The organism is Streptomyces atratus, assembly GCF_040655115.1.
GTDB classification, from domain to species: Bacteria; Actinomycetota; Actinomycetes; order Streptomycetales; family Streptomycetaceae; genus Streptomyces; species Streptomyces atratus_D.
The window spans coordinates 144244-170162 of sequence record NZ_JBFAJH010000009.1 but is presented as its reverse complement, the minus strand read 5'-3'; the positions used below and the strand labels follow the sequence as shown (position 1 = coordinate 170162).

Sequence of the window (25919 nt, the reverse complement as noted above, 5' to 3'; positions counted from 1 at the left end):
TCATGCCGGGCTCGTGGGGTTGGGTACGCACATCCGCCGCGTTGTCTTCGGGCCACAACGCCCGGCGTCGTTTCCCTCCCCCGCCTGGCAGCCGCACGTACCAGGTTCCGCCCCCTGAATCCGGCCCGAACCGAAAGAAAGGTCCTAGCTCTGGTGTCCTTCGTAGTGCGCGACCGCGTCCGCGGTTCGGCCCGCGCCGTACACCCTGAGGAACTCTGCCAGTTCCGGGTGGGTCGGGGCGAGGGAGTCGGCGGCATCGATGATGTCACCGGCGGCCGCGACCGACCGCAGCAGCGACTGGATCTCGCGGACCACACGACGGACGGTGGGTGCCCCGCCGCTGGTCGCGGTCTGACCGGTGCCTGTGAGGACGGAACCGCCCTGGGACTTCTTGATCTCTTCCATGCGGTCGGTGGCCTCGCCCGCGCTGACGCTGCCGTCGGCGACCTGGCTGGCCAGCTCCTGCAGAGCCTGGACACGCTGGACGACCGCGGGGTTCCCGATCTTCGCCCGCTGACCGCTCATCAGCTGGGAAAGCATGGGTGCGGACAGCCCGAGTACGGCGGCGAGCCGGGCCTGGTTCAGGCCGAGATCGTCGATGAGCCGGCGGAATAGTGCGCCCAGTGGTTCCCCGTACCAGCTGCGCTGAAGTTCCCTGGCTCTTGCCGTTGCTTCCTGCTGAACTGCATCCATGGCGTCTCCCCTTCGCTGAGGCTTCACTGCTGCGAACCTCGCCCAGCATCTTACGGAGAGTGGTTGCCGACCGGGAGTCCCAATCTTTTTGGAAGATTCAGGGGGTCACCCGGTACTCTGGTCTGCGGCGGTGAACGAGACGCTGATGTGTCCGGTGCTGCCTCTATTTCGGGGCCTTAGCTCAGTTGGTAGAGCGCTGCCTTTGCAAGGCAGATGTCAGGAGTTCGAATCTCCTAGGCTCCACGTCAAGAGCCCCTCGGACCTGCGTAAACGCAGGTCCGAGGGGCTCTCTTTGTATGTCTGTCCCTGGTCGGGCGGCCGTGGCGGCTCAGCGGCGGTCGTCGAGGTCGGTGCCGTCCACCTCGTCCGTTCCGTCCGACTCGGCCTGCTTGGCGCGGACCTCGGGGTCCACAGCCGTCGGCCCACTGCCGTCGACCGAGGTCAGCGGCGTACGGTCGGCGACCTCCGTGGGGGCGGGGGGCTCGACCAGCCAGTCCGGGTTGGCCTGCTTGTCCCACCACCGCCAGGCGGCGTAGGCGCCGCCCGCCAGGGCGGAGACCACGGCCAGCACCTTGAGCACGCGCACTGCCTTGGCCCGCCGCTCGTGCTTTCTGGCCAGCTTCTTGATCTCCTTCACCGTGACCTGCCCGCGCAGTGCGGCCAGCGCCGCGGCGCTGCGGGCCGTGGCTTCCTCGGCGACGGGCTGGGCGGCGGCCATCGCCTGCTCGACGCGGGGCACGGTGTACTCCGCGGCGCTCCTGGCCGCCTGACGGGTGCGGAGCGCGGCGCGCTGGGCGGCGTCGTCGACCTTGGGGGGCACATGCGCGCGGGCCAGTTCGATACGTGGTGCGAGATGCGCGTCGTACTGGACGCGGGCCTGCTGGGCTGCCTTCGACACCCTCGGCGCGAGCCGCGTACGGGCCTCGTGCGCGTAGTGTGCCGCCTGGTCCTTGGCCGAGTCGGCGTAGGGCGCCACCACTTCCGCGGCGTGCTGCACGCTTTCCTTCGCCGAGTCGGTTGCGGCGCGCACGCTGTCGATGCGGGTCACGGGATCCTCCTCCTTGGTGGCGGGTAGGTACTCCGCCTTTCCACCCATTTCGAAATCATGCCCCGCGATGACGTGTGCGGCATGTGGGGCGGGCATCCGGGGCATAAGAGACGGTCATGCGAAACGGTCATAAGTGATCTTTTGGGCAATATGGTGCAAGGGGGGCTTGTTGACGACAATGCCACGGTTCGGTTCAGTGCGCGCCGGTTCGTCACGCACTTGGCCTCATTTGTTCCTGCGGGGAGCCGCAGGAAGGCCGTGCGACGGGCGGTCCGTGCGAGGATCGGTGGACGTCAGCGAAGACTTACGGAAGGCAGATCGTGGCCGAGCAGCTTTACGCCACCTTGAAGACCAGCCAAGGCGACATCGAGATCCGGCTTCTGCCGAACCACGCGCCCAAGACGGTCAAGAACTTCGTCGAGCTCGCCACGGGCGAGCGGGAGTGGACCCACCCCGCGACCGGCAAGAAGTCCACGGACAGGCTGTACGACGGGACCGTCTTCCACCGGGTCATCAGCGGCTTCATGATTCAGGGCGGGGACCCGCTGGGCAACGGCACGGGCGGCCCGGGCTACGAGTTCGGTGACGAGTTCCACCCGGACCTCAGCTTCAACAAGCCGTACCTCCTGGCCATGGCCAACGCCGGCCCGGGCACCAACGGCTCGCAATTCTTCGTGACCGTCTCGCCCACCGCATGGCTGACCGGCAAGCACACCATCTTCGGCGAGGTGACGGACGAGGCCAGCAAGAAGGTCGTGGACGCCATCGCGAGCACCCAGACCAACGCGCGCACCGACCGCCCGGTGCAGGACGTGGTGATCGAGTCGGTCGTCGTCGAGACCCGGTGATCGCCTGTGGTCACACTGTGATCACTCTCTGATCGCCCGTCTCGGGAACCAACCGCCCTGCTTGTCCGTACTTGGTTACATAGCGGACGAGCAGGGCGGCAGCATGCGCGCTGCCGCCCACGACGTGACCCGAGGGGGCCAGCAAGTGATGGGACCGATGGACGAGCAGCCGCCCGGCGCCCGGGACCAGTCCGCCGATGCCCGCGGCCCGCTCAGCTGCTACCGCCACCCGGGCCGTGAGACGGGGATCCGCTGCACTCGCTGCGACCGCCCGATCTGCACCGAGTGCATGGTCAGCGCCTCGGTCGGCTTCCAGTGTCCGCACTGCGTCCGTCAGGGTTCGGGTACGGGGCACGGCCCGGCTGCCAACCAGCCGCGCACCCTGGCCGGCGGCACCGTCGCCGCCGACCCGCGGCTGGTCACCAAGATCCTGCTCGCCCTCAATGTCGTCCTGTTCGTCGCGGTGCATGTGAAGGTGTCGCTGCTCGACGATCTGACACTGCTGGGACGGGCCGTCTTCTACGAGGGCGGTCCGCTGGAAGGGGTCGCTGAGGGCCAGTGGTACCGGCTGGTGACGTCGATGTTCCTGCACCAGGCGGTGTGGCACATCGCATTCAACATGCTGGGACTCTGGTGGCTCGGCGGTCCCCTGGAGGCTGCGCTCGGCCGCGCCCGCTACCTCGCGCTCTACCTGCTCTCCGGCCTGGCGGGCAGCGCGCTCACGTATTGGCTCGCCGCACCGAACCAGGGCTCGCTCGGTGCCTCCGGCGCGATCTTCGGTCTACTGGGTGCCACAGCCGTGCTCATGCGTCGGCTGAACTACGACATGCGGCCGGTCATCGCACTCCTCGTGCTGAACCTGCTCTTCACGTTCAATCCCTGGGGCGGAATCGCCTGGCAGGCGCATGTCGGAGGTCTGATCGCGGGCACGCTGATCGCCATCGCCATGGTGCACGCACCGCGTGAACGACGGGCGCTGGTGCAGTACGGCACCTGTGCGCTGGTCCTGGTGGCGGTGGTCCTCATCGTGGTTGCCAGAACTGCCGCACTGGCCTGAGCACAGGAGCCAGGGGGTTTCTCCGGAAGTTGTCCACAGCGGGTGCGCGATCTTGTGCATTCTGTGGGAACAACTGTGCCCCTTGCCGCCGAGCTGGGTTTTTCCAGCGGAGACAAGGGGCGCGCCACCCCCCGACGGGGGAGACTGCAGTCACACCGGCGTCAACATCCGGAGGGTTATCCACAGATCGTCCGACCTTTTCCCCCGCCTGTGGATAACGCTGTGGGTAACTCAGGGCAAGGGTTGCGGTACCGGGGCCTGCTGTGGTCCTACGGGTGCGGTCCGGCTACTTCCACTGCGTGGAGACGCCGAAGCCACCGGCGATGAAGCCGAAGCCTACGACGATGTTCCAGTTGCCCAGCGTCTTGATGGGCAGATCACCGTCGGTCACGTAGAACACGACGATCCAGGCCAGACCGATCAGGAAGAACGCCAGCATCACCGGCGCCACCCAACTGCGATTGGTCAGCTTTATGTTGGTTGCCTGCTTCGCCGGAGGCGGCGTGAAGTCGGCCTTCTTGCGGATACGTGACTTCGGCACGAGGAACTCTCCTGTCGATGCGCTGCGTGACCGCGCAGGGAACTGTGGCTGGCGCCGGGGCGGGGCTCGAGGGGGGAATGCTGCCTCCCCCGGGCGTCCGTTAGCGTAGTGCTTCCGTGGCGCCGAAGGAGATAAGGGTACGTTGAGCAATTCTGCCGACTCTCCCCAAGGGCCGGTCCGGCGCACCTTCCGGCACCCGGTCCGAGTGCTCACCGCTGCCGTCTTCGCCCTTGCCGGGCTGATCTTCGTCACCAGCGCGAACACGGCCAAGGGCACCAACATCCGGACCGACTCGTCGCTGCTGAAGCTCTCCGACCTGATTCAGCAGCGCAGCGAGAAGAACGCGGGGCTCGACGACTCCAACGCGTCCCTTCGCGAGGACATCGACGCCCTCGCCCAGCGCGACGACGGCAGCACCACGGCGGAGGACGCCAAGCTCAAGGCGCTGGAGCGGGCCGCGGGCACCAAGAAGCTCTCCGGCCGGGCCGTCGCCGTCACGCTCGACGACGCCCCGCCGAACGCCACCGCGAACCCGGGGTATCCCGATCCGCAACCCAACGACCTGGTCATCCACCAGCAGGACCTGCAGGCGGTCGTCAACGCTCTCTGGCAGGGCGGCGCCCGTGGGATCCAGGTCATGGACCAGCGGCTGATCTCCACCAGTGCGGTGCGCTGCGTCGGCAACACGCTGATTCTCCAGGGCCGGGTCTACTCGCCGCCGTACAAGATCACCGCGGTCGGTGACCCGGACCGGCTCAAGAAGGCTCTCGACAACTCCTCCTCGATCCGGAACTACCTGCTGTACGTGAAGGCGTACGGGCTCGGCTGGAAAGTCGACGAGCACGGGGCTGTGACACTTCCCGGCTACTCGGGCACAGTGGATCTCCACTATGCGAAGCCGGTGAAGTAGCGAGCAGTTCCGGGGAGGCCGACCGGTGTCGGTGCGACTGATCAAGTCCGGATTCGACGGGCCCGGCCGCTATCTGACGCTGACCACCTGCGATCCCGAATGGGGCAGCAGCCACCGGCTCGTCGCCTGGGCGCATCTCGACGCGACGCAGCCTGTGACCGACGGCAGACCGGCAGCTTTCCACAGCTGACCCACGTCCCTGCCCCGGCCCTTTAGTCTGGTCCCGTACCGAATGGAGGGACAGCATGTACGGCTGGATCTGGCGGCATCTGCCGGGCAATGCGTGGGTGCGCGGACTCATCTCGCTCGTACTGGCACTCGCCGTCGTCTATGTGCTTTTCCAGTACGTCTTCCCGTGGGCCGAGCCGCTGCTTCCGTTCGGCGACGTGACGGTCGATGGCACGAGCGGAACGGGGGCCGGCCAGTGAGTGCCCGCATCCTTGTCGTCGACAACTACGACAGCTTCGTCTTCAACCTGGTCCAGTACCTCTACCAGCTCGGTGCCGAGTGCGAGGTCCTGCGCAACGACGAAGTGACCACGGCGCACGCCCAGGACGGCTTCGACGGCGTTCTGCTCTCGCCCGGCCCCGGCACCCCGGAGCAGGCGGGCGTCTGTATCGAGATGGTGCGCCACTGCGCGGAGACCGGCGTCCCGGTCTTCGGCGTCTGCCTCGGCATGCAGTCGATGGCCGTGGCGTACGGCGGTGTGGTGGACCGTGCCCCCGAGCTGCTGCACGGCAAGACCTCGCCGGTGACGCACGAGGGCAAGGGTGTTTTCGCCGGGCTGCCGTCCCCGTTCACCGCGACCCGCTACCACTCGCTCGCCGCCGAACCGGAGTCGATCCCGCAGGAGTTGGAGGTCACGGCGCGCACGGCCGACGGCATCATCATGGGGCTGCGCCACCGCGAACTGCCGGTGGAGGGTGTGCAGTTCCATCCGGAGTCGGTCCTGACCGAGTACGGCCATCTGATGCTGGCCAACTGGCTGGTGCGGTGCGGTGATACGGGAGCCGTCGCGAGGTCGGAGGGGCTCGCGCCGGTGGTGGGCAAGGCCGTCGCGTGACCGCACTCCGCCCCGAGCACGACACCGGTGAGGAAGGCCCGTACGAACAACGAGCGTACGAGGCCACGGGCGCGTTCGAGGCGGCAGTCGACCAGTTGGCGGACCCGCTGAACGATCCGCTGCCGGGGCAGCACGCCTCGCCGCGGTTCCGGGCGGAGAGCATTCCGGCGGCGACGGCGGACACGGGGGCGGCGCAGGGTCTGCAGCCGGAAGCGCAGGCGTCACAGGGGGCACAGGGCCTCCAGGGGACGCCGCGTGAGTGGTACGACCCCGAGGGGTACGAACGGGACTGGTACGGGCAGCAGGAGCCTGTCGCGGCGCCTCCACCCGCGCGGCCGCTCCCCCGCAACGACGAGACGATCGGGCTCCGGACGGCGGACACCCGGCGCCTGGCCGGCCGGGCGATGACGGCTCCGGCACCGCAAGCAGAGCCGGAGTACGGCACGGAGCCCGCCGCGGCTCCGGATCCCGGTCCGGAGACCACCGAACTCGAACCGCGTACGGAAGTGCCCACCGGCGGCCGGGCCGAGCGTCGGCGCGCCGCCAAGGGGCGCGGCCGCCGTCGCGCCGAGCCGCAGCCGGGGACCCCGTCGGCGGCGACGCCTGAGGGGCGTCCGCTGTCCCGCGTCGAGGCGCGGCGGGCCGCCCGCGCGGCCAAGGACAGCCCGGCCGTCGTCGCCAGCCGGGTCGTCGGCGAGCTGTTCATCTCGCTCGGTGTGCTGATGCTGCTGTTCGTCACGTACCAGCTGTGGTGGACGAATGTGCGTGCCGACCAGATCGCCGGGAGCGAGACGCACAAGATTCAGGACGACTGGGCGAAGGGCCGCAAGCCCGGGGCGTTCGAGCCGGGGCAGGGCTTCGCCATCATCCACATCCCGAAGCTGGATGTGGTCGCCCCGATCGCCGAGGGCATCGGCAAGGAGAAGGTCCTGGACCGCGGCATGGTCGGTCACTACGGCCAGGGCGCGCTCAAGACGGCGATGCCGTCGGCCGCGCAGGGCAACTTCGCGCTGGCCGGCCACCGGAACACCCACGGCGAACCGTTCCGCTACATCAACCGGCTGCGCAGGGGTGACCCGATCGTGGTCGAGACGCAGGACGCGTACTACACGTACGAGATGACCAGCGTCCTTCCTCAGACGTCCCCCTCCAATGTCTCGGTGATCACCCCGGTGCCGCCCGGTTCGGGCTTCACCAAGCCCGGCCGCTACATCACACTGACGACCTGTACGCCTGAATTCACAAGTACGTACCGGCTGATCGTCTGGGGCAAGATGATCGACGAACGGCCGCGCAGCAAGGGGAAGCCCGACGCGCTCGTCGGCTGAACTTCATCACGACAGGGACGGGTGCGGTGACAGCGAGGACCCAGCAGCAGGACGAGCAGACCGACGGGTCCGCGCCCCCGGTGCGGAGCAGGGACCGCCATCTCGTTGCGACCGCGGTCAGCGTCTTCGGCGAGCTGCTGATCACCGCGGGCCTGGTGCTGGGCCTCTTCGTCGTCTACTCCCTGTGGTGGACGAATGTGCTCGCCGACCGCGAGGCCGCGAAGCAGGGGCACTCCGTTCGCGACCGCTGGGCCGAGGGACCCGGTGCCCTCGACACCAAGGACGGCATCGGCTTCCTGCACGTACCCGCGATGAAGAACGGCGAGGTGCTCGTCACGAAGGGCACCGACACCAAGAACCTCAACGACGGTATCGCCGGCTACTACACGGACCCGGTGAAGTCGGCTCTCCCCTGGGACAAGCAGGGCAACTTCACGCTGGCGGCGCACCGCGACGGGCACGGGGCGAAGTTCCACAACATCGACAAGGTGAAGACGGGCGACGCCGTCGTCTTCGAGACCAAGGACACCTGGTACGTCTACAAGGTCTTCAAGGAGCTTCCCGAGACGTCGAAGTACAACGTCAAGGTGCTCCAGCCGGTCCCGAAGGAAGCGGGCGTGAAGAAGCCCGGCCGCTACATCACGCTGACGACGTGTACGCCGGTCTACACGTCGAAGTACCGCTACATCGTGTGGGGCGAACTGGTGCGTACGGAGAAGGTCGACAAGGACCGCACGAAGCCGGCGGAGCTGCGTTAGCCGTGACTGAGCTCCTTCGAGGAGCTCAGTCGCTCTAGGATGGCGAAGGCCCGAAGTCGCAACTAGCCTTTGCGACTTCGGGCCCCTTCTCTGCCTGGCGACGGTTACCTCAGGATCGCGAGCGGTACTCCGGCGCTCCACTTTTCGAGGTGAGCGCGGTCGACGAGGGTGATGCCGTAGGTCTCGGCGATGGCGCGTGCGTCGGGTGTGAAGGAGGTCGTGGCGACGAAGAGAGCCACATCGGCCCCGTGCTGGACGAAAGAGGCGCCGAGGAACTTCTGCAGCTCTCCGCTCCACACCGGACGGTAGGGCGCGAAACTCTTGCACTGCACGACGATGCTGCGGCCTTCTGCGGTCACTGCTGTGACATCCACACCTCGGTCACCGGGGCCGCCGTGCACCACGACGTCCGTGCAGCCGTCGCGGCGGAGTAGTACGGCGACGTGGTGCTCGAACTCCCGCCAGTTCATGGCGTCGATGGACGCCATGATTCCGGTGTACGGGCGCGGGCCCTGGGCGTGCTCAAGGTGCCTGAGCCTTTGGTGGTGGTTGCAGAGCTTCCGCTCGACCTTCTCAACGTCGTCCCGGAGCGAGATCAGCTCCTTGCGGTGCTCGCCGGAGGCCTCGATGAGGGCGTTGAACATGGGGACGATGGTCTTGCCGAGGATGCGGCTGATGCGTCGGTCGATGCGGTCGTCGAGGGAATCCGGTCCCCTGTGGACAGAGTTATCCACAGGCTGAGTCCGTGCCATGTACTCCACGTCGAGCAGGTATGTACGCACCTGACGTGCGACTTCGCTGTCGCGGAGCAGCATGGCGACGTTGAGTACCGTCCGTCGGGAGAAGACCGCGATCGCCCGTGAACGTGACTGAATTCCACAGGCCCCCTTGAAGAGGGCCAGTCGCGTGCCTGTCAGAACCTGGAGGCCATGGGAGTCCAGCTCCTCCCTGTGGTCCTCCATGACGGACTCAAGGGTCTTCACGGTCACCTCGAAGTACGCCGCGACCATCGCCGTGGTCACGTGCATGCCGTCCGGCAGCAGCGAGAGTGCCTTGACCTTGTCGAGCACCTCTGTCCGGCCGGCGACGTCATTACGCAGAGATCTCGACTCCAGCAGTACTTCATTGTTGATCACGTTCATGCCCTCTCGGCTCGTCTCGGATGTTGGTGCGAGCTGGGGGTGGGGCCTGAACCCCACGTCACCCCATCGGTCCAACGATTCAGGACATATGAAGACACGATCGGTTTACGGCTGCATGTGCGGTATGCGGGTCATGCGTTGCGTCAGGCACAGCGAAGGGCCCCGGTCACCGTTTTGGTGACCGGGGCCCTTCGCGTGTGTGCGGTGGGGCTCAGTTCTGTGAGCCCGATGGGCCGCCGAAGATATTGCCGTCCCCGCCACCCTTGCCGCCTACTGTGGTGAGGGTGATGACGGTGGCTGCGGGGTCGGCTTGGGTGCCCGGCTGCGGATCGATGAAGGCGACCTTGGCGTTGTCGTCCTGCGAGCTGCCTTGCGCGAACTGGATTTGAGTGAAGCCCTGCGCGGCCAGGGCCTGCTTGGCCTGGGCGACCGTGCTGCCCCTGACTTCGGGGACCGGGACCGTCGCCGGCTGCGTCGGGCCCTTGGAGACCGTCAGCACAATTTGGGTGTCCAGCGGCTGTTTGCCGCCGGTCGGGGTCTGATCGATGACCTCACCCGCCGGCTTGTCCGAGTCGCGGTCGGTTCGCGACACCTTCTGGAAGCCGTTGCCGTTGAGCTGCGCTACCGCGTCCTGGTACGACCTGCCGATCACGTTGGGAAGGTCCTGGGTGGCCTGCTTGGCGACCGTGATCGTGACCTCGGACTCCCGCTCGGCCTTCGTGTTCCCCTTGGGGCTCTGCTCGAGTACGGTGTCGGGTTCCGCGGTGGAAGATTCGGTCGTGACGACCTTCACTGAGAAGCCCTTGTCCTCCAGGATCTTGCGGGCGTTCTCCTCGGACTTCTCCGTGACGTCCGGGACCTCGACCTTCGGCGCACCGGTGGAGACGACGACCTTGACGGTCTCGTTCTCCGCCATCTTGCCGTCCTTGGGCGTCTGGCTGCAGATCTTGTTCTTCTCCTGGGTCTCGCACGGTTCGCGCGCGTCGACCTTGAGGAGGACACCGGCGTTCTTCGCGAGTCCCTGCGCCTCCGCCACGGTCGAACCGACCATGTTCGGCACGTCGACCTTGCCGCTGTCGCTGTTGTCGCCGCCGAAGACGGCCTTGCCGATCAGGATCGCGCCGATCAGCACCAGGATGCCCGCGACGATCAGCAGGATCGTCGAGTTGTTGTTCTTCTTCTGGCGGCGGCGGTCCGGGCGCTCGTCGTATCCGTAGCCGCCGTCGTCCGGATTGACCGGGGGCAGCATGGAGGTCTGGGCGCTGTTCGGGTCGGCTGCGCGCAGCGCGGTGGTGGGCTGGTCGTTGCCGTACCCGTCGTAGGCCCCGTAACCGGCCGCGCCCATGGCCGCGGTGGCGGCGACCGGCTGGCCGTCGAGGCAGGCCTCGATGTCGGCTCGCATCTCGTCGGCCGACTGGTAGCGGTAGTTCGGGTCCTTGACCAGGGCCTTCAACACGATCGCGTCCATTTCGGGCGTGATCTCGGGGTCGAAGGTGCTGGGGGTCTGCGGCTCTTCCCGCACGTGCTGGTAGGCGACCGCGACGGGCGAGTCACCGATGAACGGCGGCCGGACGGTCAGCAGCTCATAGAGCAGACAGCCGGTCGAGTACAGGTCGGAGCGCGCATCGACCTGCTCGCCCTTGGCCTGCTCCGGGGAGAGGTACTGGGCGGTGCCGATGACGGCCGAGGTCTGGGTCATCGTCATGCCGGAGTCGCCCATGGCGCGGGCGATGCCGAAGTCCATGACCTTGACCTGGCCGGTGCGCGTCAGCATGACGTTCGCCGGCTTGATGTCGCGGTGGACGATGCCCGCCCGGTGCGAGTACTCCAGCGCCTGGAGGATCCCGACCGTCATTTCGAGGGTGCGCTCGGGCAGCAGTTTGCGGCCGGAGTGCAGAAGTTCTCTGAGCGTCGACCCGTCGACGTACTCCATCACGATGTACGGGATGGAGACACCGTCGACGTAGTCCTCGCCGGTGTCGTAGACGGCGACGATCGCCGGGTGATTGAGCGAGGCGGCGGACTGGGCCTCACGGCGGAACCGGGCCTGGAAGGACGGGTCGCGGGCGAGATCGGTCCGCAGCGTCTTCACGGCGACGGTGCGGCCGAGCCGGGTGTCGTGCGCGAGGTAGACCTCGGCCATGCCACCACGGCCGAGCACCGAGCCCAGCTCGTACCGGCCGCCGAGGCGACGCGGCTCTTCCATAACTGTTCCAGCCCTCTCCGTCAGTCCCGACCGCACCGGTGTGTGGTCCGGCGGTGTGCTGCTCGCGCATACGGTACCGGTCGCGCACTACCTGATCGGCCCACAGGCGTGAGCTGATATCTGACCGGTATCCCACTGTGCAGGCATGGCACCCGATGTGATGGGTGTCACCTCTTGTTGATGACCGCCTCCATCACGGCCTTGGCGATCGGAGCGGCGAGACCGCCGCCGGAGACGTCGTCCCGGTTGGCGCTGCTGTCCTCGACCACGACCGCCACGGCGACAGGCGAGCCGCTGCTGGTCTTCGCGTACGAGATGAACCAGGCGTACGGCTTCTCGCTGTTGTTCAGACCGTGCTGGGCGGTACCGGTCTTGCCGCCGACAGTGACGCCGTTGATGAGGGCCCTGGTTCCCGTGCCGCTCTTGACGACGGTCTCCATCATCTGCTGGAGCTTCTGCGCGTTCTCACCCGAGAGAGGCCGGCTGAGCTCCTCCTTCTCGTGGGTGTAGATCGGGTCGAGGTTGGGCGCCAGTCGCTTGGCGACCATGTACGGCTGCATGAGCTTGCCGTCGTTGGCGACCGCGGCGGCGACCATGGCCATCTGGAGCGGGGTGGCGCGGTTGGAGGCCTGGCCGATGCCCGCCATGGCGTTCTGCGGCCGGTTGTCCTTCGGGTAGATGCTCGCGTCGGCGCGGACCGGGGTGAAGATCTCCTTGTTGAAGCCGAACTTGGCGGCCTCGTCCATCATCTTCTGGTTGCCCAGGTCGTCGCTGATCTTGCCGAAGACGGTGTTGCAGGACATCCGCAGCGCTTCCCGGAGCGAGGCGTTCTCGCACGGGATGTTGCCCTCGTTCTGCAGGACGGTGCTCACCTGCGGGAGCTTGTACGGCAGCGGGGAGTCCGTCTTGCCGTCGATGTCGGTGTAGAGGCCGTTCTCCAGGGCCGCGGCGGCCGTGACGACCTTGAACGTCGAGCCGGGCGGGTAGGTCTCGCGCAATGCCCGGTTGAGCATCGGCTTGTCCTTGTCCTTCAGGAGGTTGTTCCAGGCCTTGGTGTCCGCGTCGGAGTTGCCCGCGAAGGTCGAGGGGTCGTACGAGGGGGTGCTGGCGAGGGCCAGAATGGCGCCGGTCTGCGGGTCGAGCGCGGCGACGGCGCCCTTCTTGTCGCCCAGCCCCTGGAAGGCGGCCTTCTGGGCGGCAGCGTTGAGGGTGGTGACGACGTTGCCGCCCTGCTTCTTCTCGCCCGTGAACATCGACAGGGTGCGGTCGAAAAAGAGCTGGTCGTCGTTGCCGGTGAGGATGCCGTCCTCGAGCTTTTCGAGCTGTGAGGCGTCGAAGGCCTGCGAGGAGTAGCCGGTGACGGGTGCCCACATGGGGCCGTTCTTCCAGGCCCGCTTGTACGTGAAGTCGCTGTTCTTGGTCTTGACCGAGCTGGTCACGGGGTTGCCGTCGACGATGATGTTGCCGCGCTCGTGCGCGTACCGCTCGATGCGGACGCGGCGGTTCTCGTCGCGGGTGTTCAGCTCGTCGGCGCGGACGTACTGGAGGTAGTTGGTCCGCACGAGCAGGGCGAGGATGAGGACACCGCAGAAGATCGCGATCCGGCGCAGGGGCTTGTTCACGGTCGGACCACCTGGGTCATCTCGGCGTCGGAGGACGGTGCGGGGGCCGGCGCGGGGCGACGGGCGGTGTCGCTGATCCGGATCAGGACGCCGATCAGGGCCCAGTTGGCGATGACGGACGAACCACCGGCCGCGAGGAACGGCATGGTCATACCGGTCAGCGGGATGAGTCCCATGACACCGCCGGCGACGACGAAGACCTGGATCGCGAAGGCGCCGGAGAGACCGATCGCGAGGAGCTTGCCGAACGGGTCGCGGGCGGCGAGTGCGGTGCGGACACCGCGCTCGACGATCAGACCGTAGATCAGCAGGACGGCCATCATTCCGGCGAGACCGAGCTCCTCGCCGACCGTGGAGAGGATGAAGTCGGCGTTGGCCGCGAAGCCGATCAGGTCGGAGTGGCCCTGACCGAGGCCGGTGCCGAGGGTGCCGCCGGAGCCGAAGGACATCAGGGCCTGGGCGATCTGGTCGGAATGGGCCATGGTCTTTTCCCCGAAGGGGTCGAGCCAGGCGTCGACCCGCTGCTGGACATGCGGCTCGAACGTGGCGACGCCGACTGCGCCGACCGCCGACATCAGCAGACCGAAGACGATCCAGCTGGTCCGCTCCGTCGCGACGTACAGCATGATCACGAAGAGGCCGAAGAACAGCAGCGACGTACCGAGGTCGGTCTCGAAGACCAGGATCAGGATCGACATCGCCCAGATGACGAGGATCGGTCCGAGGTCACGGCCACGGGGCAGGTAGAGGCCCATGAAGCGGCGGCTGGCGAGGGCCAGCGCATCGCGTTTGACCATCAGATAGCCGGCGAAGAAGATCGCGATGATGATCTTCGCGAACTCGCCGGGCTGGATGGAGAAACCGGCGATCGTGATCCAGATCTTGGCACCGAATTTGCTCGGGAAGAACATCGGCAGGATCAGCAGGACCAGCGCCCCCACCATGGAGATGTAGGTGTAGCGCTGCAGGATGCGGTGGTCCTTGAGCAGGAACAGTACGGCGACGAACAGAGCCACGCCGACCGCCGAGTACAGCAGCTGTCTGGGGGCGGAGGGAGTGAAGACGCCGTACTGATACTTGGCTGTCGCGATCAGCCTCGGCGACTGGTCCAGCCGCCAGATCAGCACCAGCCCCAGCCCGTTGAGCAGGGTCGCCAGTGGTAGTAGCAACGGATCCGCGTACGGAGCGAACTTGCGCACCACGAGGTGGGCGACGCCGCCGAGCAGGATCAGGCCGAACCCGTATCCCAGCATGCCGGAGGGCAGCGTGCCGTCCATGGCAAGGCCCACATTGGCGTACGCGAACACCGAGATGCCGATGGCGAAAGCCATCAGGCCCAGCTCGGTGTTGCGACGGCTCGGTGCGTCGATCGCGCCGATCGTGGTCGTATTGGTGACAACGCTCATGGTGCTGAAGGCCCCCTACGGCTTTACTGCTTACCGCACTGCGGGACCAGCTTCGTCTCTTCCTCCGAGAGGCTGGGGCCGGGAGTGGGAGTCGCTGTGGTCGGCTTGGTCTTGGTGGCGGTGGACGTGGAGCCGGACTCGGTGGACGTCTTCGAGAGGTCCGAGCCCGTGCCGCCGGCTTCACCCTCGCCGGTGCGGGGCTTGCTTGCCGCCTCGGCCGCGCGGCGCTGCGCGTCCTTCCTGCAGGCGGACGCCTGGGTCGAGAGCTCGCTGATCTTCTCGCGGGCGTCGGCCAGGTTGCCCTCCGCGATGGTCGCCTCGACCTGCTTGCGCTGGTAGGACGGGAGGTACTTGAGTTCGATCTCGGGGTGGTCCTTCTCGACCTTCGAGAGCGAGACCCATGCGAGGTCCTGGCTGATGCCGCGGTACAGCGCGACGTGTTCGTTCTTCGCGCCTACGAAGAACTGGTTCTGGGTCCAGCGGTAACCGCCGTACACACCACCGCCGATGACGGCCAGCGCGAGCACGATGTAGAACGACCGCTTCAGCCATTTACGGCCCCCGCCGGGCTTGACGAAGTCGTCGTCGGTGTACGCGTCGAAGGAGCCGTCCGGCATCCCGCCGTAGCCGAGGCCGTCACCACTTCCCGGCGGGCCGAAGCCGCCAGCGGGCGGCGGGACGGGGCGGCCGAGACCGGCCGCCCGGCCGGCCGGGGTGGTCATGGCGTCGCCGTCGTGCAGCTGGGCGGACTGGTTCTCGGCGACCGCGCCGACGATGACCGGGGTGTCGTTGAGGTGCCCGGCCAGGGTGTCGTTGCTGTCCACGTCGAGGACGTCGGCGACGATGCAGGTGATGTTGTCCGGGCCGCCGCCGCGCAGAGCGAGCTGGATGAGCTCCTGAATCGTCTCCTGCGGGCCCTGGTAGCTGGCGAGGGTCTCCTCCATCGTCTGGTGCGAGACGACGCCGGAGAGCCCGTCGGAGCAGATCAGATAGCGGTCGCCGGCCCGTACCTCACGGATGGAGAGGTCGGGTTCGACGTGGTCGCCGCTGCCCAGCGCGCGCATCAGCAGGGAGCGCTGCGGGTGGGTGGTGGCTTCCTCCTCGGTGATGCGGCCCTCGTCGACCAGCCGCTGTACCCAGGTGTGGTCCTGCGTGATCTGGGTCAGCACGCCGTCACGCAGCAGGTACGCGCGGGAGTCGCCGACGTGGACCAGGCCGAGGCGCTGACCGGTCCAGAGCAGAGCGGTGAGCGTGGTGCCCATGCCCTCCAGCTGGGGGTCCTCCTCGACCATCATGCGCAGTTGGTCGTTGGCCCGCTGGACCGCCGTACCGAGCGAGGTGAGGATGTCCGAGCCGGGCACGTCGTCGTCGAGCTGGACGAGCGTGGAGATCACCTCGGAGCTGGCGACCTCACCGGCCGCCTGGCCGCCCATGCCGTCGGCGATGGCAAGAAGGCGCGGACCGGCGTAGCCGGAGTCCTCGTTGCCCTCCCGGATCATGCCCTTGTGCGATCCGGCGGCGAAGCGCAGGGACAGACTCATGCGCACCTCGCCCGTCGGCTCGGGGTACAGCCGGTCTCGCGCCACACTGCCCACCCTCCGGTCGGGAGCAGGTCCGGGCCCGTTGCCCGGACCGCTGCGGCCCGCTCGCTCCGCTCGCTCATTGTCGTACTACTTCCGCAGCTCGATGACGGTCTTGCCGATCCGGATCGGCGCGCCCAGCGGAACAGGCGTCGGGGTGGTGAGGCGGGTCCGGTCGAGATACGTGCCATTGGTGGACCCGAGATCCTCGACGATCCACTGGCCGTCACGGTCGGGGTAGATCCTGGCATGCCTGCTGGACGCGTAGTCGTCGTCCAGCACGATCGTTGAATCGTGCGCCCGGCCCAGCGTGATGGTCTGTCCCTGGAGCGCCACCGTGGTGCCGGTGAGGGTGCCCTCGGAGACGACCAGCTTTGTGGGTGCCCCACGGCGCTGGCGGCCGGGCTGCTGGCGTTGCTGCGGCGGTGCCGCGGCGGTCTGGCGTGCCTGTTGCGGTCGCGTGTCGCCCGCGTTGCGGCGTGAGCCGCGCTGCGTGACGCGCGTTCCGAACAGGTCGCTGCGGATGACCTGAACGGCCACGATGACGAACAGCCACAGAACAGCCAGGAAACCTAGCCGCATGACCGTCAGGGTCAGCTCTGACATTGCCCCCGCTTCACCCTTCGGCTTGCCGGTAAACGATGGTGGTGCTGCCCACGACGATCCGCGAGCCGTCGCGGAGCGTAGCGCGGGTGGTGTGCTGCCCGTCCACCACGATGCCGTTGGTAGACCCGAGATCCTGGATCGTCGAGGGCGTTCCGGTCCGGATCTCACAGTGCCGACGCGATACGCCGGGGTCGTCGATCCGCACGTCGGCGTCGGTGCTGCGTCCCAGCACCAGCGTCGGGCGGGAGATCTGATGGCGGGTGCCGTTGATCTCGATCCAGCGCCGTACCTGCGCGCTCGGCATGGGGCCGGGCGCGGCCGGCGGGCGCCGGTCGGTAGTGGGTGCTCCGGGACGGCCGCTGCCCGGCGGCGGGGCCGCGGGCATGGGCGGGACAGAGCTGGGCGGATAGCCGTAGCCGCCGGTGGGCTGCGGGGCGGCGGAGCGCCCGTGGCCGGGGCCGGGCTGTCCAGGGTGGTCCTGGGGAGCCTGCTGGCCCTGCTGCGATGAGCTCGAAGCGAGGGTGCGGCTGCGCACGCGGTAGAGCCCGGTGTCGAGGTCCTCCGCCTTCTCCAGATGAACCTTGATCGGTCCCATGAAGGTGTAGCGCTGCTGCTTGGCGTAGTCCCTGACCAGACCGGAGAGCTCGTCACCGAGCTGGCCGGAGTACGGGCTCAGACGCTCGTAGTCCGGGGCGCTGAGCTCGACGATGAAGTCGTTGGGGACGACGGTCCGCTCGCGGTTCCAGATTGTCGCGTTGTTGTCGCACTCGCGCTGGAGGGCACCCGCGATCTCGACCGGTTGGACCTCGGACTTGAACACTTTGGCGAAGGTGCCGTTGACCAGACCTTCGAGACGCTGCTCGAAACGCTTCATGACTCCCATGGGGCACCTCCTCCGGTGTTCTCGTCCCTGTACTGCTTACTGATCGTATCCACGCGTCGGGAAATCGGCTGGTTCCCCTTGTCTGCCCAGTGGATGAGTGTCACCCCTCACACGGATCGTAGAGGTGACCGCTCCTCACAGTGTCCCGCACCTGCGGTGTGCTGAGGAGGAGTGGGGGTGACCCGTCCGCGTTCCCGCTTCCCGTCATCCGCTCGGCAAAACAACGGATGTGAATCCACCCTGTCCAGCGTGCTAATCTTCCGGATGTCGCCAGGCGCTCGCACCAACAGGTGAGAGAGTCTGAAAACACCACTCATGCGCGAGTGGCGGAACGGCAGACGCGCTGGCTTCAGGTGCCAGTGTCCTTCGGGACGTGGGGGTTCAAATCCCCCCTCGCGCACAAGAGAGAAGCCCCACAGACAACGGTCTGTGGGGCTTCTTCGTTCCCGGACGAGGTGGTCGGCGGCGGCGCGGCTTTCGTCGTGCGCGGGCGCAACGAAAGAAAGGCGTCGCGTGTGCGAGGGGCTGCCCAGGGTGCGGGGCGTGTACGCGATATCGAAACTCCGGGCCGGGTGGCAGTGGTGTGCGGCGCCGGAGCTGTGGTCCCGGCGCAGGACGGCCGGGGAGGCCGTGCCGGCCATGGTGCTCGGGCTGCTGGCTGCGGGGACGGAAGAGCTGCTGCGCGGCGGGGAGCTGCGGCTGTGGATGGTGCCGCCCATGGTTGTGGTGCTGTCGCTGCTCAGGCGCAGGCTGCCCGTCAGCAGCTGGTGTTGACGTCCGCCCCGGCCGGGCTCTCCGGCGGATTCGCGTTGCTGCTGATGGTGGTGGCGTGGAGTTCCGGGCGCCGGGTCGCCGGAGCGGGACGGGCGCTGGGGGCGTTCACCGCCTCGTACATCCTCTACGTGGGTGTGACCGTTGCGATGACGTGGTCGGGGCTGCAGCCGCTGACCCAGGTGTTGTTCACCACCCTCTACTTTTTGGCGACGACGCTCGTGCCCGGTCTCGCCAGCCGGTACTGGACGCAGCGCCGGACCCTGTTGCACGCCCTCCAGGAGCGCAATGCACAGCTGATCCGGGAGCGGGCCATGATCGTGGGGCGGGCGCGGCTCATGGAGCGCCAGCGGATCGCTCAGGACATGCACGACAGCCTCGGTCGCCAACTGGCGCTGATCTCCGTCCATACGGGGGTGCTGGAGGTCGATCCGGAGCTGACGGTTCGGCGGCGCGAGGTGGTCGGTGTGCTGCGCGGTGCCTTGGTCATTGCCGTGCATGAGCCGCGGGAAGTGGTCGGGATTCTTCGGGACGGCGTCGAGGGACCCGGGCGCGGCGATCACGGTCGAGCTGCGCTATGAGCCGGATTCCTTTGCCGTCGAGATCGTCAGTGGTCCGCAGCGGCACGCACAGGCGGCGGTGGGGTGGTCAGCGGCGGGCAGGGGATGCCCGGGCTGCACGAGCGGGCCCGGCTGGTCGGCGGCATCGTGCACACCGGAAGAACCGAGGGCGACGGCATCCGGGTGGCCGGCGTGCTGCCGTACGGCGCGCCGAGTCCATGGCCGCGGGGTTGGTGGGTGCACGGCTCACAGCACCGGTGGAACTGCGCACGGCCGCACCGGCGGTGCGGGTGATTGTGCTCACGACGTTCGGGGAGCGGGAGAACGTCCTGCGGACGCTGGAGCAAGGGGGCGCAGGATTCCTGCTCAAGGACACCGCGCCGCCGAGCTGATCCAGGCGGTTCGGGCGACAGCGGCCGGTGATGCCTATCTCTCGCCCGGTGCCACTCGGCATGTGGTCGATCAGCTGGCCATGGGGCGGGCGGCGAAGCGGGGCGAAGGGGCACGGCGGCGGGTGGCGGAACTCAGCGGGCGGGAACGCGAGGTACTGGCCCTGCTCGGCGAGGGGCTGTCCAACGCCGACGCGGGCAGGCGGCTGGCGCACATGAGCGAGGCAACGGTGACGACGTATGTGAGCCGGATCCTGGCGAAGCTGGGGTGCGAGAACCGGGTGCACGCTGCGTTGCTGGCGAGGGATGCGGGGCTGTAGGCGTGCTGCGGGCGCGTTCTGGAGGCTCTGGAACGCTGGGATGTGTTTCACGTGAAACGTCCGCTTCGGGGCGTTCCGGTATGGAGGGGCGTTTCTGTGCGGCGGGGCGCTTGTGTGTCCGAACGTGGCGACGGGCCGGGGCCCGCGGAAGTGTCCGATTCCCGCGAGCCCCAGCTGGTCTTCCGTCGTGCCGCGGCTCAGGCGGCGAGGCGCGCGGCGAGAGCCTTGGCCTTCTCCGTGGCCTCGGTGAACGCCCTGGCGCGGGAGGCCTCGGCGAGCGGGATGAGCTCGGCCATCGCGGGCTGGGAGTGGGCCAGCGTCAGCTCTGGGACGATGAATTCGACCTCGGCGCCGAACATGCTCGTCAGCAGCTTCTCCAGGTAGTTCTGGACGAACTCGGAGTCCTCGCGCGGAGTGCCGGGGGCGTACGAGCCGCCGCGGCTGGCGACGACGGTGATCGGGGTGCCCGCCACGGGGCTGTCGGGACCCGCGTTGCGGCCGACGATGATCACCTGGTCGAGCCAGGCCTTCAGGGTCGACGGGATGCTGAAGTTGTACATCGGCGCGCCGATCAGGACGGCGTCCGCGGCTTCCAGCTCGGCGGCGAGCTCGCTGCGCAGCGGGTCCTCGGCGCCGGCGGCTGCCGCTGTGGCGTCCAGGTGGGGCAGCGGGTTCGCGGCGAGGTCGCGGTAGACGACCTGTCCGTCCGGGTGCTGCTCGAGCCAGGTTTTGACGAAGGCGGCGGTGACCTCGCGCGATGCGGAGCCCTGTGGGAAGACGGCGGAGTCGATGTGCAGAAGCGTGGCCATGGGGGATCTCCACGGATATCTAGAGGGCGGTGCCCGGCCGGGGATGCGGGGCATCTTTTTCGTATGTACCTAGTATTAACATAGGGGCTTACTAAACATAAGCCCCTCACCGCGGCGCAGTACCCTGGGTGCATGGCGGACCACAGCGAGCAGACGTGTCGACGGGTCGACGTGAGCATCACGCGGGTCTTCGAGCTGTTCGGGAAGCGGTGGACGGGCCCGATCGTCTCCGTGCTTCTGCAGCAGCCGGTGCACTTCGCGGATCTGCGACGGGCGATTCCGGGTATCAGCGAGCGCATGCTCTCGGACCGTCTGACCGAACTCGGTGCGGCCGGACTGGTGGTGCGTGAGGTCGACGAGGGGCCGCCGCTGCGGGTCTCGTACCGGCTGACGCGGGCCGGCGCGGCGATGGAGCCCGCACTGAAGGAGCTGGCGCTCTGGGCGCAGACGTACCTTGTGGTTGACGAGGGCGGCTGCTGACGGCTCCCGGCGGTTACTGGGGTGTGTGCCCGTGCCCGGGGTTCCCGTCCCGCCCGACGCGTTGTAGCGCAGCAAGTACTCGGCGAACCGCGCCAGAGATCGTCCGAGCTCCACTCCGCGAGGCGCTGCTGGTAGGCCGCGTGGCGACTGGCCTGCGTCGAGGCCAGGGCCTGGGTTCCTGCCTCGGTGGGGTGCGGCACCTGGATCCGGTGGTCCGCGGGGTCCGGGTGGCGCTCGACCAGGCCGAGCTTCTCCAGGGTGGCGATCTGCCGGCTGACCGTCGACTTGTCGAGCATGGGGCTTGCCCACCTGGGCGCGTTCCATGCTCCGAGGAGCCATGGGTACTTCGACGGAGACGGACTCGGCGGACACGTGCTGGTGCTCTGGTTCGTGGTGGGGCTGGCCGCGATGGGAACGGCCGGACTGGCCGAGGGGAAGCGGCGGAAGGCTGCTGCGCAGGCCCAGGGGGCGGGCTCGTCCCGGCACCGGGCCGGGACGGAGAACCGGACGGGCACGGAGGACAGGGGGGCGGCGGAGCGTCGGGCCCAGGCCGAGGCGAAGGAAGAGCTGGAGGAGGAGTTGGAGGAGTCTGTCGGCGTCTGACCAGGGCAAGGCGCTGTCCACAGGCGTTCGTTCAGGTTTTCCACAGGGGCAGACGGCTGTTGGCGGACGGCGGTACCGTCGTCGGCAGTTGATGTTGAACAGGACGTCGGTCGAGGGCGGGGGAGGCTGCGCGCAATGGGTGAGTTCGAAGTGGCAGTACCGGGGCAGCGGGTTGTGACGGATGAGCCGCGCATACCGGTCGTGCCCGGGTTCGCCCGGCGCGCGGCTGTTGCGGCGGGAAGCGCGCCGCAGTCGCCGAGGGGGACGGGCAAGGCGCTGCGCGACCGGGTGCCCAGGACCTCGCACGATGCCCTGGTCCTTCCGTCGGGCCGGCCCGACGCCGTGCAGGCGGTCGAGGAGTCGAACCGGGGCCGAGTGCCCGACCTCGCGCCGATCCGGGTGGGGCGGATGGCTGCCACACCGTTCGCGTTTCTGCGCGGTTCGGCCGGGCTGATGGCCCATGACCTGATGGGCACACCGGTGACCGGGATGGGCGCCCAGCTCTGCGGCGATGCGCATGCGGCCAATTTCGGGCTGTACGGCGATGCGCGGGGCAGTCTGGTCATCGATCTGAACGACTTCGACGAGACCGTGTTCGGCCCGTGGGAGTGGGACCTCAAGCGGCTCGCCACCTCGCTGGTGCTCGCGGGGCGTGAGGCCGGGGCGGACGAGGACACCTGTCGGCGGGGTGCGTACGACACGGTGGGTGCGTACCGGCGGACGATGCGGCTGCTGGCTGGACTGCCCGCACTCGACGCCTGGAATGCCATCGCCGACGAGGAACTTGTTTCGCACACGGACGCGCGGGACCTGGTCGGCATGCTGGAACGGGTCTCGCAGAAGGCCCGTAAGAACACCAGCGCCCGCTTCGCCGCCAAGTCCACGGAGGAGGCCGAGGGGGGCGGACGCCGCTTCGTCGACGCACCGCCGGTGCTGCGGCGGGTGCCGGATGCGGAGGCCGCGGCGGTCGCGGCGGCGCTCGGCGACTACGTGGGCACGATCTCGGAGGACCGGGTGCCGCTGCTCGCCCGTCACGCGATCCATGATGTGGCGTTCCGGGTGGTCGGCACGGGGAGCGTCGGAACCCGGTCGTACGTGGTGCTGCTGCTCGATCACCGCGGCGAGCCGTTGGTCCTGCAGGTGAAGGAGGCACGGCCCTCCGCGCTGGCGCCGTATCTGCCCGCGGTCGGTTTCGAGGTGCCCGAGGCGGCGCACGAGGGCCACCGAGTGGTGCTCGGGCAGAAGCGGATGCAGGTGGTCAGCGACATTCTGCTGGGCTGGGCGACCGTGCAGGGGCGGCCGTTCCAGGTGCGGCAATTCAGGAACCGCAAAGGCAGCGTGGACCCGGCGGACCTGTCGGCCGACCAGGTCGACGACTACGGGCGGATGACGGGCGCCCTGCTGGCGAGGGCCCATGCCCACAGTGCCGACCCGCGGCTGATCGCGGGCTACTGCGGCAAGAACGATGAGCTGGACGAGGCGGTGGCGAGCTTCGCCGTGACATACGCGGACCGTACGGAGGCGGATCACGCGGAGCTGGTGCGGGCCGTCGGTTCGGGGCGAATAGCGGCCGAGCTCGGGGTGTGAGGCACGTTCCGCCGACCGTGCGTCCTTGTGGCGCGGGCCGGGGCCATACGCTGGACGGGTGACCCACGAAGCCGCCGGGGTGCCGACCACCCGGAACGACGATGACCGGCAGGACAACGACCGGCAGCAAGAACAGCACGAGCAGCAGGGCCCTCGGGGCGACGCCGATACGGGCGGTGCCGCTGATGCGGCGCGCCCCGAGGCACGGCTGGCGAAGGCTGTGCGGGCGGCGGAGCAGGCGCTGATCGAGTTCGAGATCGCGGTGGAGACCTTCCGGGTCGAGGTGGAGAACTTCTCCCGGCTGCACCACCAGAAGCTCGGCCCCATGTACGCCCGCCTCGACGAGCTCGACGCGCAGATCGCGGAGGCCCGGGCGGCCAGGACCGGTGACCCCGAGGATCTGCGCAGGGCTCGGGAGGCGCGGGCGCTCGTGATGCCGATGCCGGGCATCGACGAGCTGTTCCACGACTGGCTCGACTCCGACGGGTTGTCCCCCGAGGCGGCGGCGATGCTGACCGAGCAGCCGGTGCGGCCGCCCAAGCGGGTCCGGCCGACCGAGGAGGCGCGCAAGCTCTACCGCGAGCTGGCACGCAAGGCCCACCCGGATCTTGCCCAGGACGAGACGGAGCGGGCGCGCCGGGACGAGTTCATCATCCGCGTCAACGCCGCTTACGGGCGTGGGGACGAGGTCCTGCTGAAGGAGCTGGCGGAGGAGTGGGCGGCGGGGCCGGTTCCGCCGCAGGCGGAGCTCAGCGAGAGCGAGGAGCTCTACGCCCGGCTGGACTGGCTGACCCAGCGCAAGGAACTGCTGACGGTGCTCGCCCAGGAGCTGGAGGAGGGCGCGATCGGGGCCATGCTGCGGATGGCGCCCGACGACCCGGACCGGCTGCTCGACGAGATCGCCGAGCAGTTGCTGGGTGAGGTCGCGCAGCGAGAGGCCGAGCTGGCAGAGCTGGTGCAGTAGCGTTTCTGGTAAGTCCGGAGCGTACGTACGAGAGAAGGCATGACCCATGAATTTCGCCCCGCTGCCCTCGGTGGACGTCGCGGCGGTGCCGTCGGACGGCCTTGTGCTGGACGTCCGGGAGAACGACGAATGGGCGGCAGGGCACGTCGAAGGTGCCCTGCACATTCCGATGAGTGACTTCGTCGGCCGCTTCGGTGAGCTGACCGAGGCGGCGGAGGACGGCCGGCGCGTGCATGTGATGTGCCGGGTCGGCGGCCGGTCCGCCCAGGTCACCCAGTACCTCGTGCAGCAGGGCATCGACGCCGTGAACATCGACGGCGGCATGCTCGCCTGGGACGGTGCCGGGCGCCCGATGGTCACGGACAACGGCAACCAGGCCTTCGTTCTCTGATCGGGCCGAAATTCTCCGGCGCTCCGATAGGAGCCGGAGCGCGCCGGGGGCTCAGCTGAGGGGGTGGGCGGCGAGCAGGTCGCCCAGTGCCTCCTCGTGCACCGCTGCCGGGCCGAGCGACAGCTCGATCTGCTTCGCCCAGGCGTGGAAGCGGTGCAGATGCTGGGCGGTCTGCACGACACGGCGGACTCCGTCCGACGCCCAGAATTGCCACGGCGACATCGCCCGCGACGGGCAGCGTTCCGTCCGCACCGGTGGAAATCCGCCAGGCCGCCTGCCAGAGGGTCACTTCCATGGCCCGCAGATCGATGTACCGGTCCGCGGCCTGGACGGCGACGGACTGAAACGTCGCGACGGGGTACCCGAACTGCTCGCGCTTCCCGGTGTATTCACTTGTCATGGCGAGCACGGCCTCGCCGACACCCAGCGCGAGCGCACAGGTCCCGGTGGTGAGCAGGGTGCGCGGCCACTCCCAGGCACCCGGCGTACCGATCAGCGCGCTGTCCTCGATCCGTACCGTGTCCAGCCGGACCTCGGCGAACAACTCACCGCTCGTGGAGACCTGTTCGGCGAGTGCGATGCCCTCGGCGGTGCGGCGGCCAGCGCCAGCACGGCCAGGCCCTCGTCCGTCTGGGCGGGCACCGCGATCCAGTCCGCGGACTGGGCCCACGGCACCCCCGACTGCACTCCGTCGAGCACCCAGCCCGCGCTTTTGCCGTCCTCGCTGCCGGGCCGGTCATGGTCCTGGCCGGCGTTCCCCGCAAGGTCCCTGCGGGCGGTGACGGCGAGTTCGGCCGGATCGTGGCCGGTGCGGCCGTTGGCTCCGACGGTGAGGACCAGTTCGCCCCGGCCGACGCGGGGCAGCAGTTCGGCGGCCAGGCAGGGATCACCGTGCCGCTGGATCGTCATCGCGACCACGCAGGTCTCCAGCAGCGGCACTCGGGCGAGCACCTTCGCCGATTCGCGCAGGACCAGACAGAGAGCGACCGCGTCGAGCCCGGCGCCGCCGTGTTCCGGCACCAGCGTCAGGCTCAGCAGGTCGCCTGCTGCCGGCCCGGCCCACACGGCCTGGTCGATGTCCTCGGCCACCGCTCCCGGAGTGAGCGCGGGGCTGGGCACTCCGTCGGGCTCGACTCCCGAGAAGATTGCCTTCGCCATCCCGACGACTGCCTGTTGCTCCTCGGTGAAGGTGAAGTCCACTGCATTGACCTCCCGTGAACCGCCGTGCGCCCAGCCGGACCTGACGGTTCGTCAAGATGGAAACAGGTTCTACGAGAAGGGAACAGGGGAGGGGCGCAGCGGTTCCGGGGGCCCGAGGAGGTTCCGGGAGATTCGGCCGGATCCGGTGAGGTAT

At 68.4% G+C, this 25919-nt stretch carries 25 protein-coding genes, 2 tRNA genes and 4 pseudogenes; 18 read left to right on the top strand and 13 right to left on the bottom strand.

Annotated features, from left to right (window positions below; translation table 11 throughout):
- Positions 1–144 precede the first annotated feature (144 nt).
- On the bottom strand, positions 145–693 hold the full coding sequence (locus tag AB0I23_RS13905) for a helix-turn-helix domain-containing protein (protein WP_037702051.1): 549 nt from the start codon (positions 691–693) through the stop codon (positions 145–147).
- Between the two features lie 170 nt (positions 694–863).
- Here AB0I23_RS13905 and AB0I23_RS13900 point away from each other — a divergent pair.
- A tRNA-Ala gene (locus tag AB0I23_RS13900) sits at positions 864–936 on the top strand.
- A gap of 85 nt (positions 937–1021) precedes the next feature.
- On the opposite strand, the gene AB0I23_RS13895 is transcribed toward AB0I23_RS13900, so the two are convergent.
- Positions 1022–1741 carry a DUF5324 family protein gene (locus tag AB0I23_RS13895; protein WP_359109482.1) on the bottom strand — a complete coding sequence of 240 codons (720 nt, stop codon included), beginning with the start codon at positions 1739–1741 and terminating at the stop codon, positions 1022–1024.
- A gap of 320 nt (positions 1742–2061) precedes the next feature.
- Between AB0I23_RS13895 and AB0I23_RS13890 the strand changes: the two genes are divergently transcribed.
- Positions 2062–2589 (top strand): peptidylprolyl isomerase, encoded by a 528-nt coding sequence (locus AB0I23_RS13890; protein WP_037702049.1) that lies wholly within the window; start codon positions 2062–2064, stop codon positions 2587–2589.
- 157 nt (positions 2590–2746) lie between these two features.
- Complete coding sequence (locus AB0I23_RS13885; protein WP_359109481.1) at positions 2747–3646, top strand: rhomboid family intramembrane serine protease; 900 nt, start codon at positions 2747–2749, stop codon at positions 3644–3646.
- Positions 3647–3932: 286 nt separating this feature from the next.
- On the opposite strand, the gene crgA is transcribed toward AB0I23_RS13885, so the two are convergent.
- Positions 3933–4187, bottom strand: coding sequence for a cell division protein CrgA (gene crgA, locus AB0I23_RS13880; RefSeq protein WP_359109441.1), 255 nt, complete (start codon positions 4185–4187; stop codon positions 3933–3935).
- Between the two features lie 142 nt (positions 4188–4329).
- Here crgA and AB0I23_RS13875 point away from each other — a divergent pair, with 142 nt between their 5' ends.
- From AB0I23_RS13875 to AB0I23_RS13850, 6 genes and pseudogenes are all read left to right on the top strand, one after another.
- A complete protein-coding gene (locus AB0I23_RS13875; protein ID WP_359109440.1) occupies positions 4330–5097 on the top strand; it encodes a DUF881 domain-containing protein in 768 nt (255 codons plus the stop codon).
- 43 nt (positions 5098–5140) lie between these two features.
- A pseudogene (locus AB0I23_RS13870) lies at positions 5141–5287 on the top strand (class E sortase); the annotation flags it as partial.
- A gap of 55 nt (positions 5288–5342) precedes the next feature.
- Entirely contained in the window at positions 5343–5525 is a 183-nt protein-coding gene (locus tag AB0I23_RS13865) for a hypothetical protein (protein ID WP_037702041.1), read from the top strand.
- On the top strand, positions 5522–6160 hold the full coding sequence (locus AB0I23_RS13860; RefSeq protein WP_359109439.1) for an aminodeoxychorismate/anthranilate synthase component II: 639 nt from the start codon (positions 5522–5524) through the stop codon (positions 6158–6160). The genes AB0I23_RS13865 and AB0I23_RS13860 overlap by 4 nt, the downstream gene beginning before the upstream one ends.
- Complete coding sequence (locus AB0I23_RS13855) at positions 6157–7488, top strand: class E sortase (protein WP_359109438.1); 1332 nt, start codon at positions 6157–6159, stop codon at positions 7486–7488. Before AB0I23_RS13860 ends, AB0I23_RS13855 begins: the two co-directional genes overlap by 4 nt.
- Positions 7489–7514: 26 nt before the next feature.
- Entirely contained in the window at positions 7515–8246 is a 732-nt protein-coding gene (locus AB0I23_RS13850; RefSeq protein ID WP_359109437.1) for a class E sortase, read from the top strand.
- Between the two features lie 104 nt (positions 8247–8350).
- Here the strand turns inward: AB0I23_RS13850 and AB0I23_RS13845 are convergent, their stop codons facing one another.
- From AB0I23_RS13845 to AB0I23_RS13815, 7 genes are all read right to left on the bottom strand, one after another.
- Positions 8351–9388 carry a restriction endonuclease gene (locus AB0I23_RS13845; RefSeq protein WP_359109436.1) on the bottom strand — a complete coding sequence of 346 codons (1038 nt, stop codon included), beginning with the start codon at positions 9386–9388 and terminating at the stop codon, positions 8351–8353.
- Between the two features lie 211 nt (positions 9389–9599).
- Positions 9600–11594 (bottom strand): Stk1 family PASTA domain-containing Ser/Thr kinase, encoded by a 1995-nt coding sequence (gene pknB / locus AB0I23_RS13840; protein ID WP_359109435.1) that lies wholly within the window; start codon positions 11592–11594, stop codon positions 9600–9602.
- A gap of 167 nt (positions 11595–11761) precedes the next feature.
- On the bottom strand, positions 11762–13216 hold the full coding sequence (locus tag AB0I23_RS13835) for a penicillin-binding transpeptidase domain-containing protein (RefSeq protein ID WP_359109434.1): 1455 nt from the start codon (positions 13214–13216) through the stop codon (positions 11762–11764).
- A complete protein-coding gene (locus tag AB0I23_RS13830) occupies positions 13213–14622 on the bottom strand; it encodes an FtsW/RodA/SpoVE family cell cycle protein (protein ID WP_359109433.1) in 1410 nt (469 codons plus the stop codon). The genes AB0I23_RS13835 and AB0I23_RS13830 overlap by 4 nt, the downstream gene beginning before the upstream one ends.
- A 23-nt stretch (positions 14623–14645) precedes the next feature.
- A complete protein-coding gene (locus tag AB0I23_RS13825) occupies positions 14646–16163 on the bottom strand; it encodes a Stp1/IreP family PP2C-type Ser/Thr phosphatase (RefSeq protein ID WP_359109431.1) in 1518 nt (505 codons plus the stop codon).
- A gap of 129 nt (positions 16164–16292) precedes the next feature.
- The gene (locus AB0I23_RS13820) at positions 16293–16808 is read right to left on the bottom strand and encodes an FHA domain-containing protein FhaB/FipA (protein ID WP_037702017.1); all 516 of its coding nucleotides are present in this window, start codon (positions 16806–16808) and stop codon (positions 16293–16295) included.
- A gap of 10 nt (positions 16809–16818) precedes the next feature.
- Complete coding sequence (locus tag AB0I23_RS13815; RefSeq protein ID WP_359109430.1) at positions 16819–17691, bottom strand: FhaA domain-containing protein; 873 nt, start codon at positions 17689–17691, stop codon at positions 16819–16821.
- Positions 17692–18008: 317 nt separating this feature from the next.
- Here AB0I23_RS13815 and AB0I23_RS13810 point away from each other — a divergent pair.
- The 4 genes and pseudogenes from AB0I23_RS13810 to AB0I23_RS13795 form a co-directional block, all read left to right on the top strand.
- Positions 18009–18091, top strand: a tRNA-Leu gene (locus AB0I23_RS13810).
- A gap of 143 nt (positions 18092–18234) precedes the next feature.
- Positions 18235–18465: a hypothetical protein gene (locus tag AB0I23_RS13805; protein WP_359109429.1), complete on the top strand. Its 231-nt coding sequence runs from the start codon at positions 18235–18237 to the stop codon at positions 18463–18465.
- Positions 18462–19043: a histidine kinase dimerization/phosphoacceptor domain-containing protein gene (locus tag AB0I23_RS13800; RefSeq protein ID WP_359109428.1), complete on the top strand. Its 582-nt coding sequence runs from the start codon at positions 18462–18464 to the stop codon at positions 19041–19043. Before AB0I23_RS13805 ends, AB0I23_RS13800 begins: the two co-directional genes overlap by 4 nt.
- A gap of 224 nt (positions 19044–19267) precedes the next feature.
- Positions 19268–19731: pseudogene (locus tag AB0I23_RS13795) on the top strand (LuxR C-terminal-related transcriptional regulator); the annotation flags it as partial.
- Positions 19732–19928: 197 nt separating this feature from the next.
- On the opposite strand, the gene AB0I23_RS13790 reads toward AB0I23_RS13795, so the two are convergent.
- A complete protein-coding gene (locus AB0I23_RS13790; RefSeq protein WP_359109427.1) occupies positions 19929–20540 on the bottom strand; it encodes an FMN-dependent NADH-azoreductase in 612 nt (203 codons plus the stop codon).
- Between the two features lie 132 nt (positions 20541–20672).
- Here AB0I23_RS13790 and AB0I23_RS13785 point away from each other — a divergent pair, with 132 nt between their 5' ends.
- Complete coding sequence (locus AB0I23_RS13785) at positions 20673–21020, top strand: winged helix-turn-helix transcriptional regulator (RefSeq protein WP_359109426.1); 348 nt, start codon at positions 20673–20675, stop codon at positions 21018–21020.
- Positions 21021–21071: 51 nt separating this feature from the next.
- Here AB0I23_RS13785 and AB0I23_RS13780 read toward each other — a convergent pair.
- Positions 21072–21316 (bottom strand): annotated as a pseudogene (locus tag AB0I23_RS13780) (MarR family winged helix-turn-helix transcriptional regulator); the annotation flags it as partial.
- Between AB0I23_RS13780 and AB0I23_RS13775 the strand changes: the two are divergent.
- From AB0I23_RS13775 to AB0I23_RS13760, 4 genes are all read left to right on the top strand, one after another.
- Complete coding sequence (locus tag AB0I23_RS13775; RefSeq protein ID WP_359109425.1) at positions 21279–21623, top strand: hypothetical protein; 345 nt, start codon at positions 21279–21281, stop codon at positions 21621–21623. The pseudogene AB0I23_RS13780 and the gene AB0I23_RS13775 sit on opposite strands and share 38 nt — an antisense overlap.
- A 135-nt stretch (positions 21624–21758) precedes the next feature.
- Complete coding sequence (locus AB0I23_RS13770) at positions 21759–23210, top strand: DUF2252 domain-containing protein (protein WP_359109424.1); 1452 nt, start codon at positions 21759–21761, stop codon at positions 23208–23210.
- Between the two features lie 58 nt (positions 23211–23268).
- Complete coding sequence (locus AB0I23_RS13765) at positions 23269–24174, top strand: hypothetical protein (RefSeq protein ID WP_359109423.1); 906 nt, start codon at positions 23269–23271, stop codon at positions 24172–24174.
- A 46-nt stretch (positions 24175–24220) separates the two neighbouring features.
- Positions 24221–24565, top strand: coding sequence for a rhodanese-like domain-containing protein (locus AB0I23_RS13760; protein WP_359109422.1), 345 nt, complete (start codon positions 24221–24223; stop codon positions 24563–24565).
- Positions 24566–24616: 51 nt separating this feature from the next.
- Here the strand turns inward: AB0I23_RS13760 and AB0I23_RS13755 are convergent.
- Positions 24617–25765, bottom strand: a pseudogene (locus AB0I23_RS13755) (acyl-CoA dehydrogenase family protein).
- Between the last annotated feature and the right edge of the window lie 154 nt (positions 25766–25919).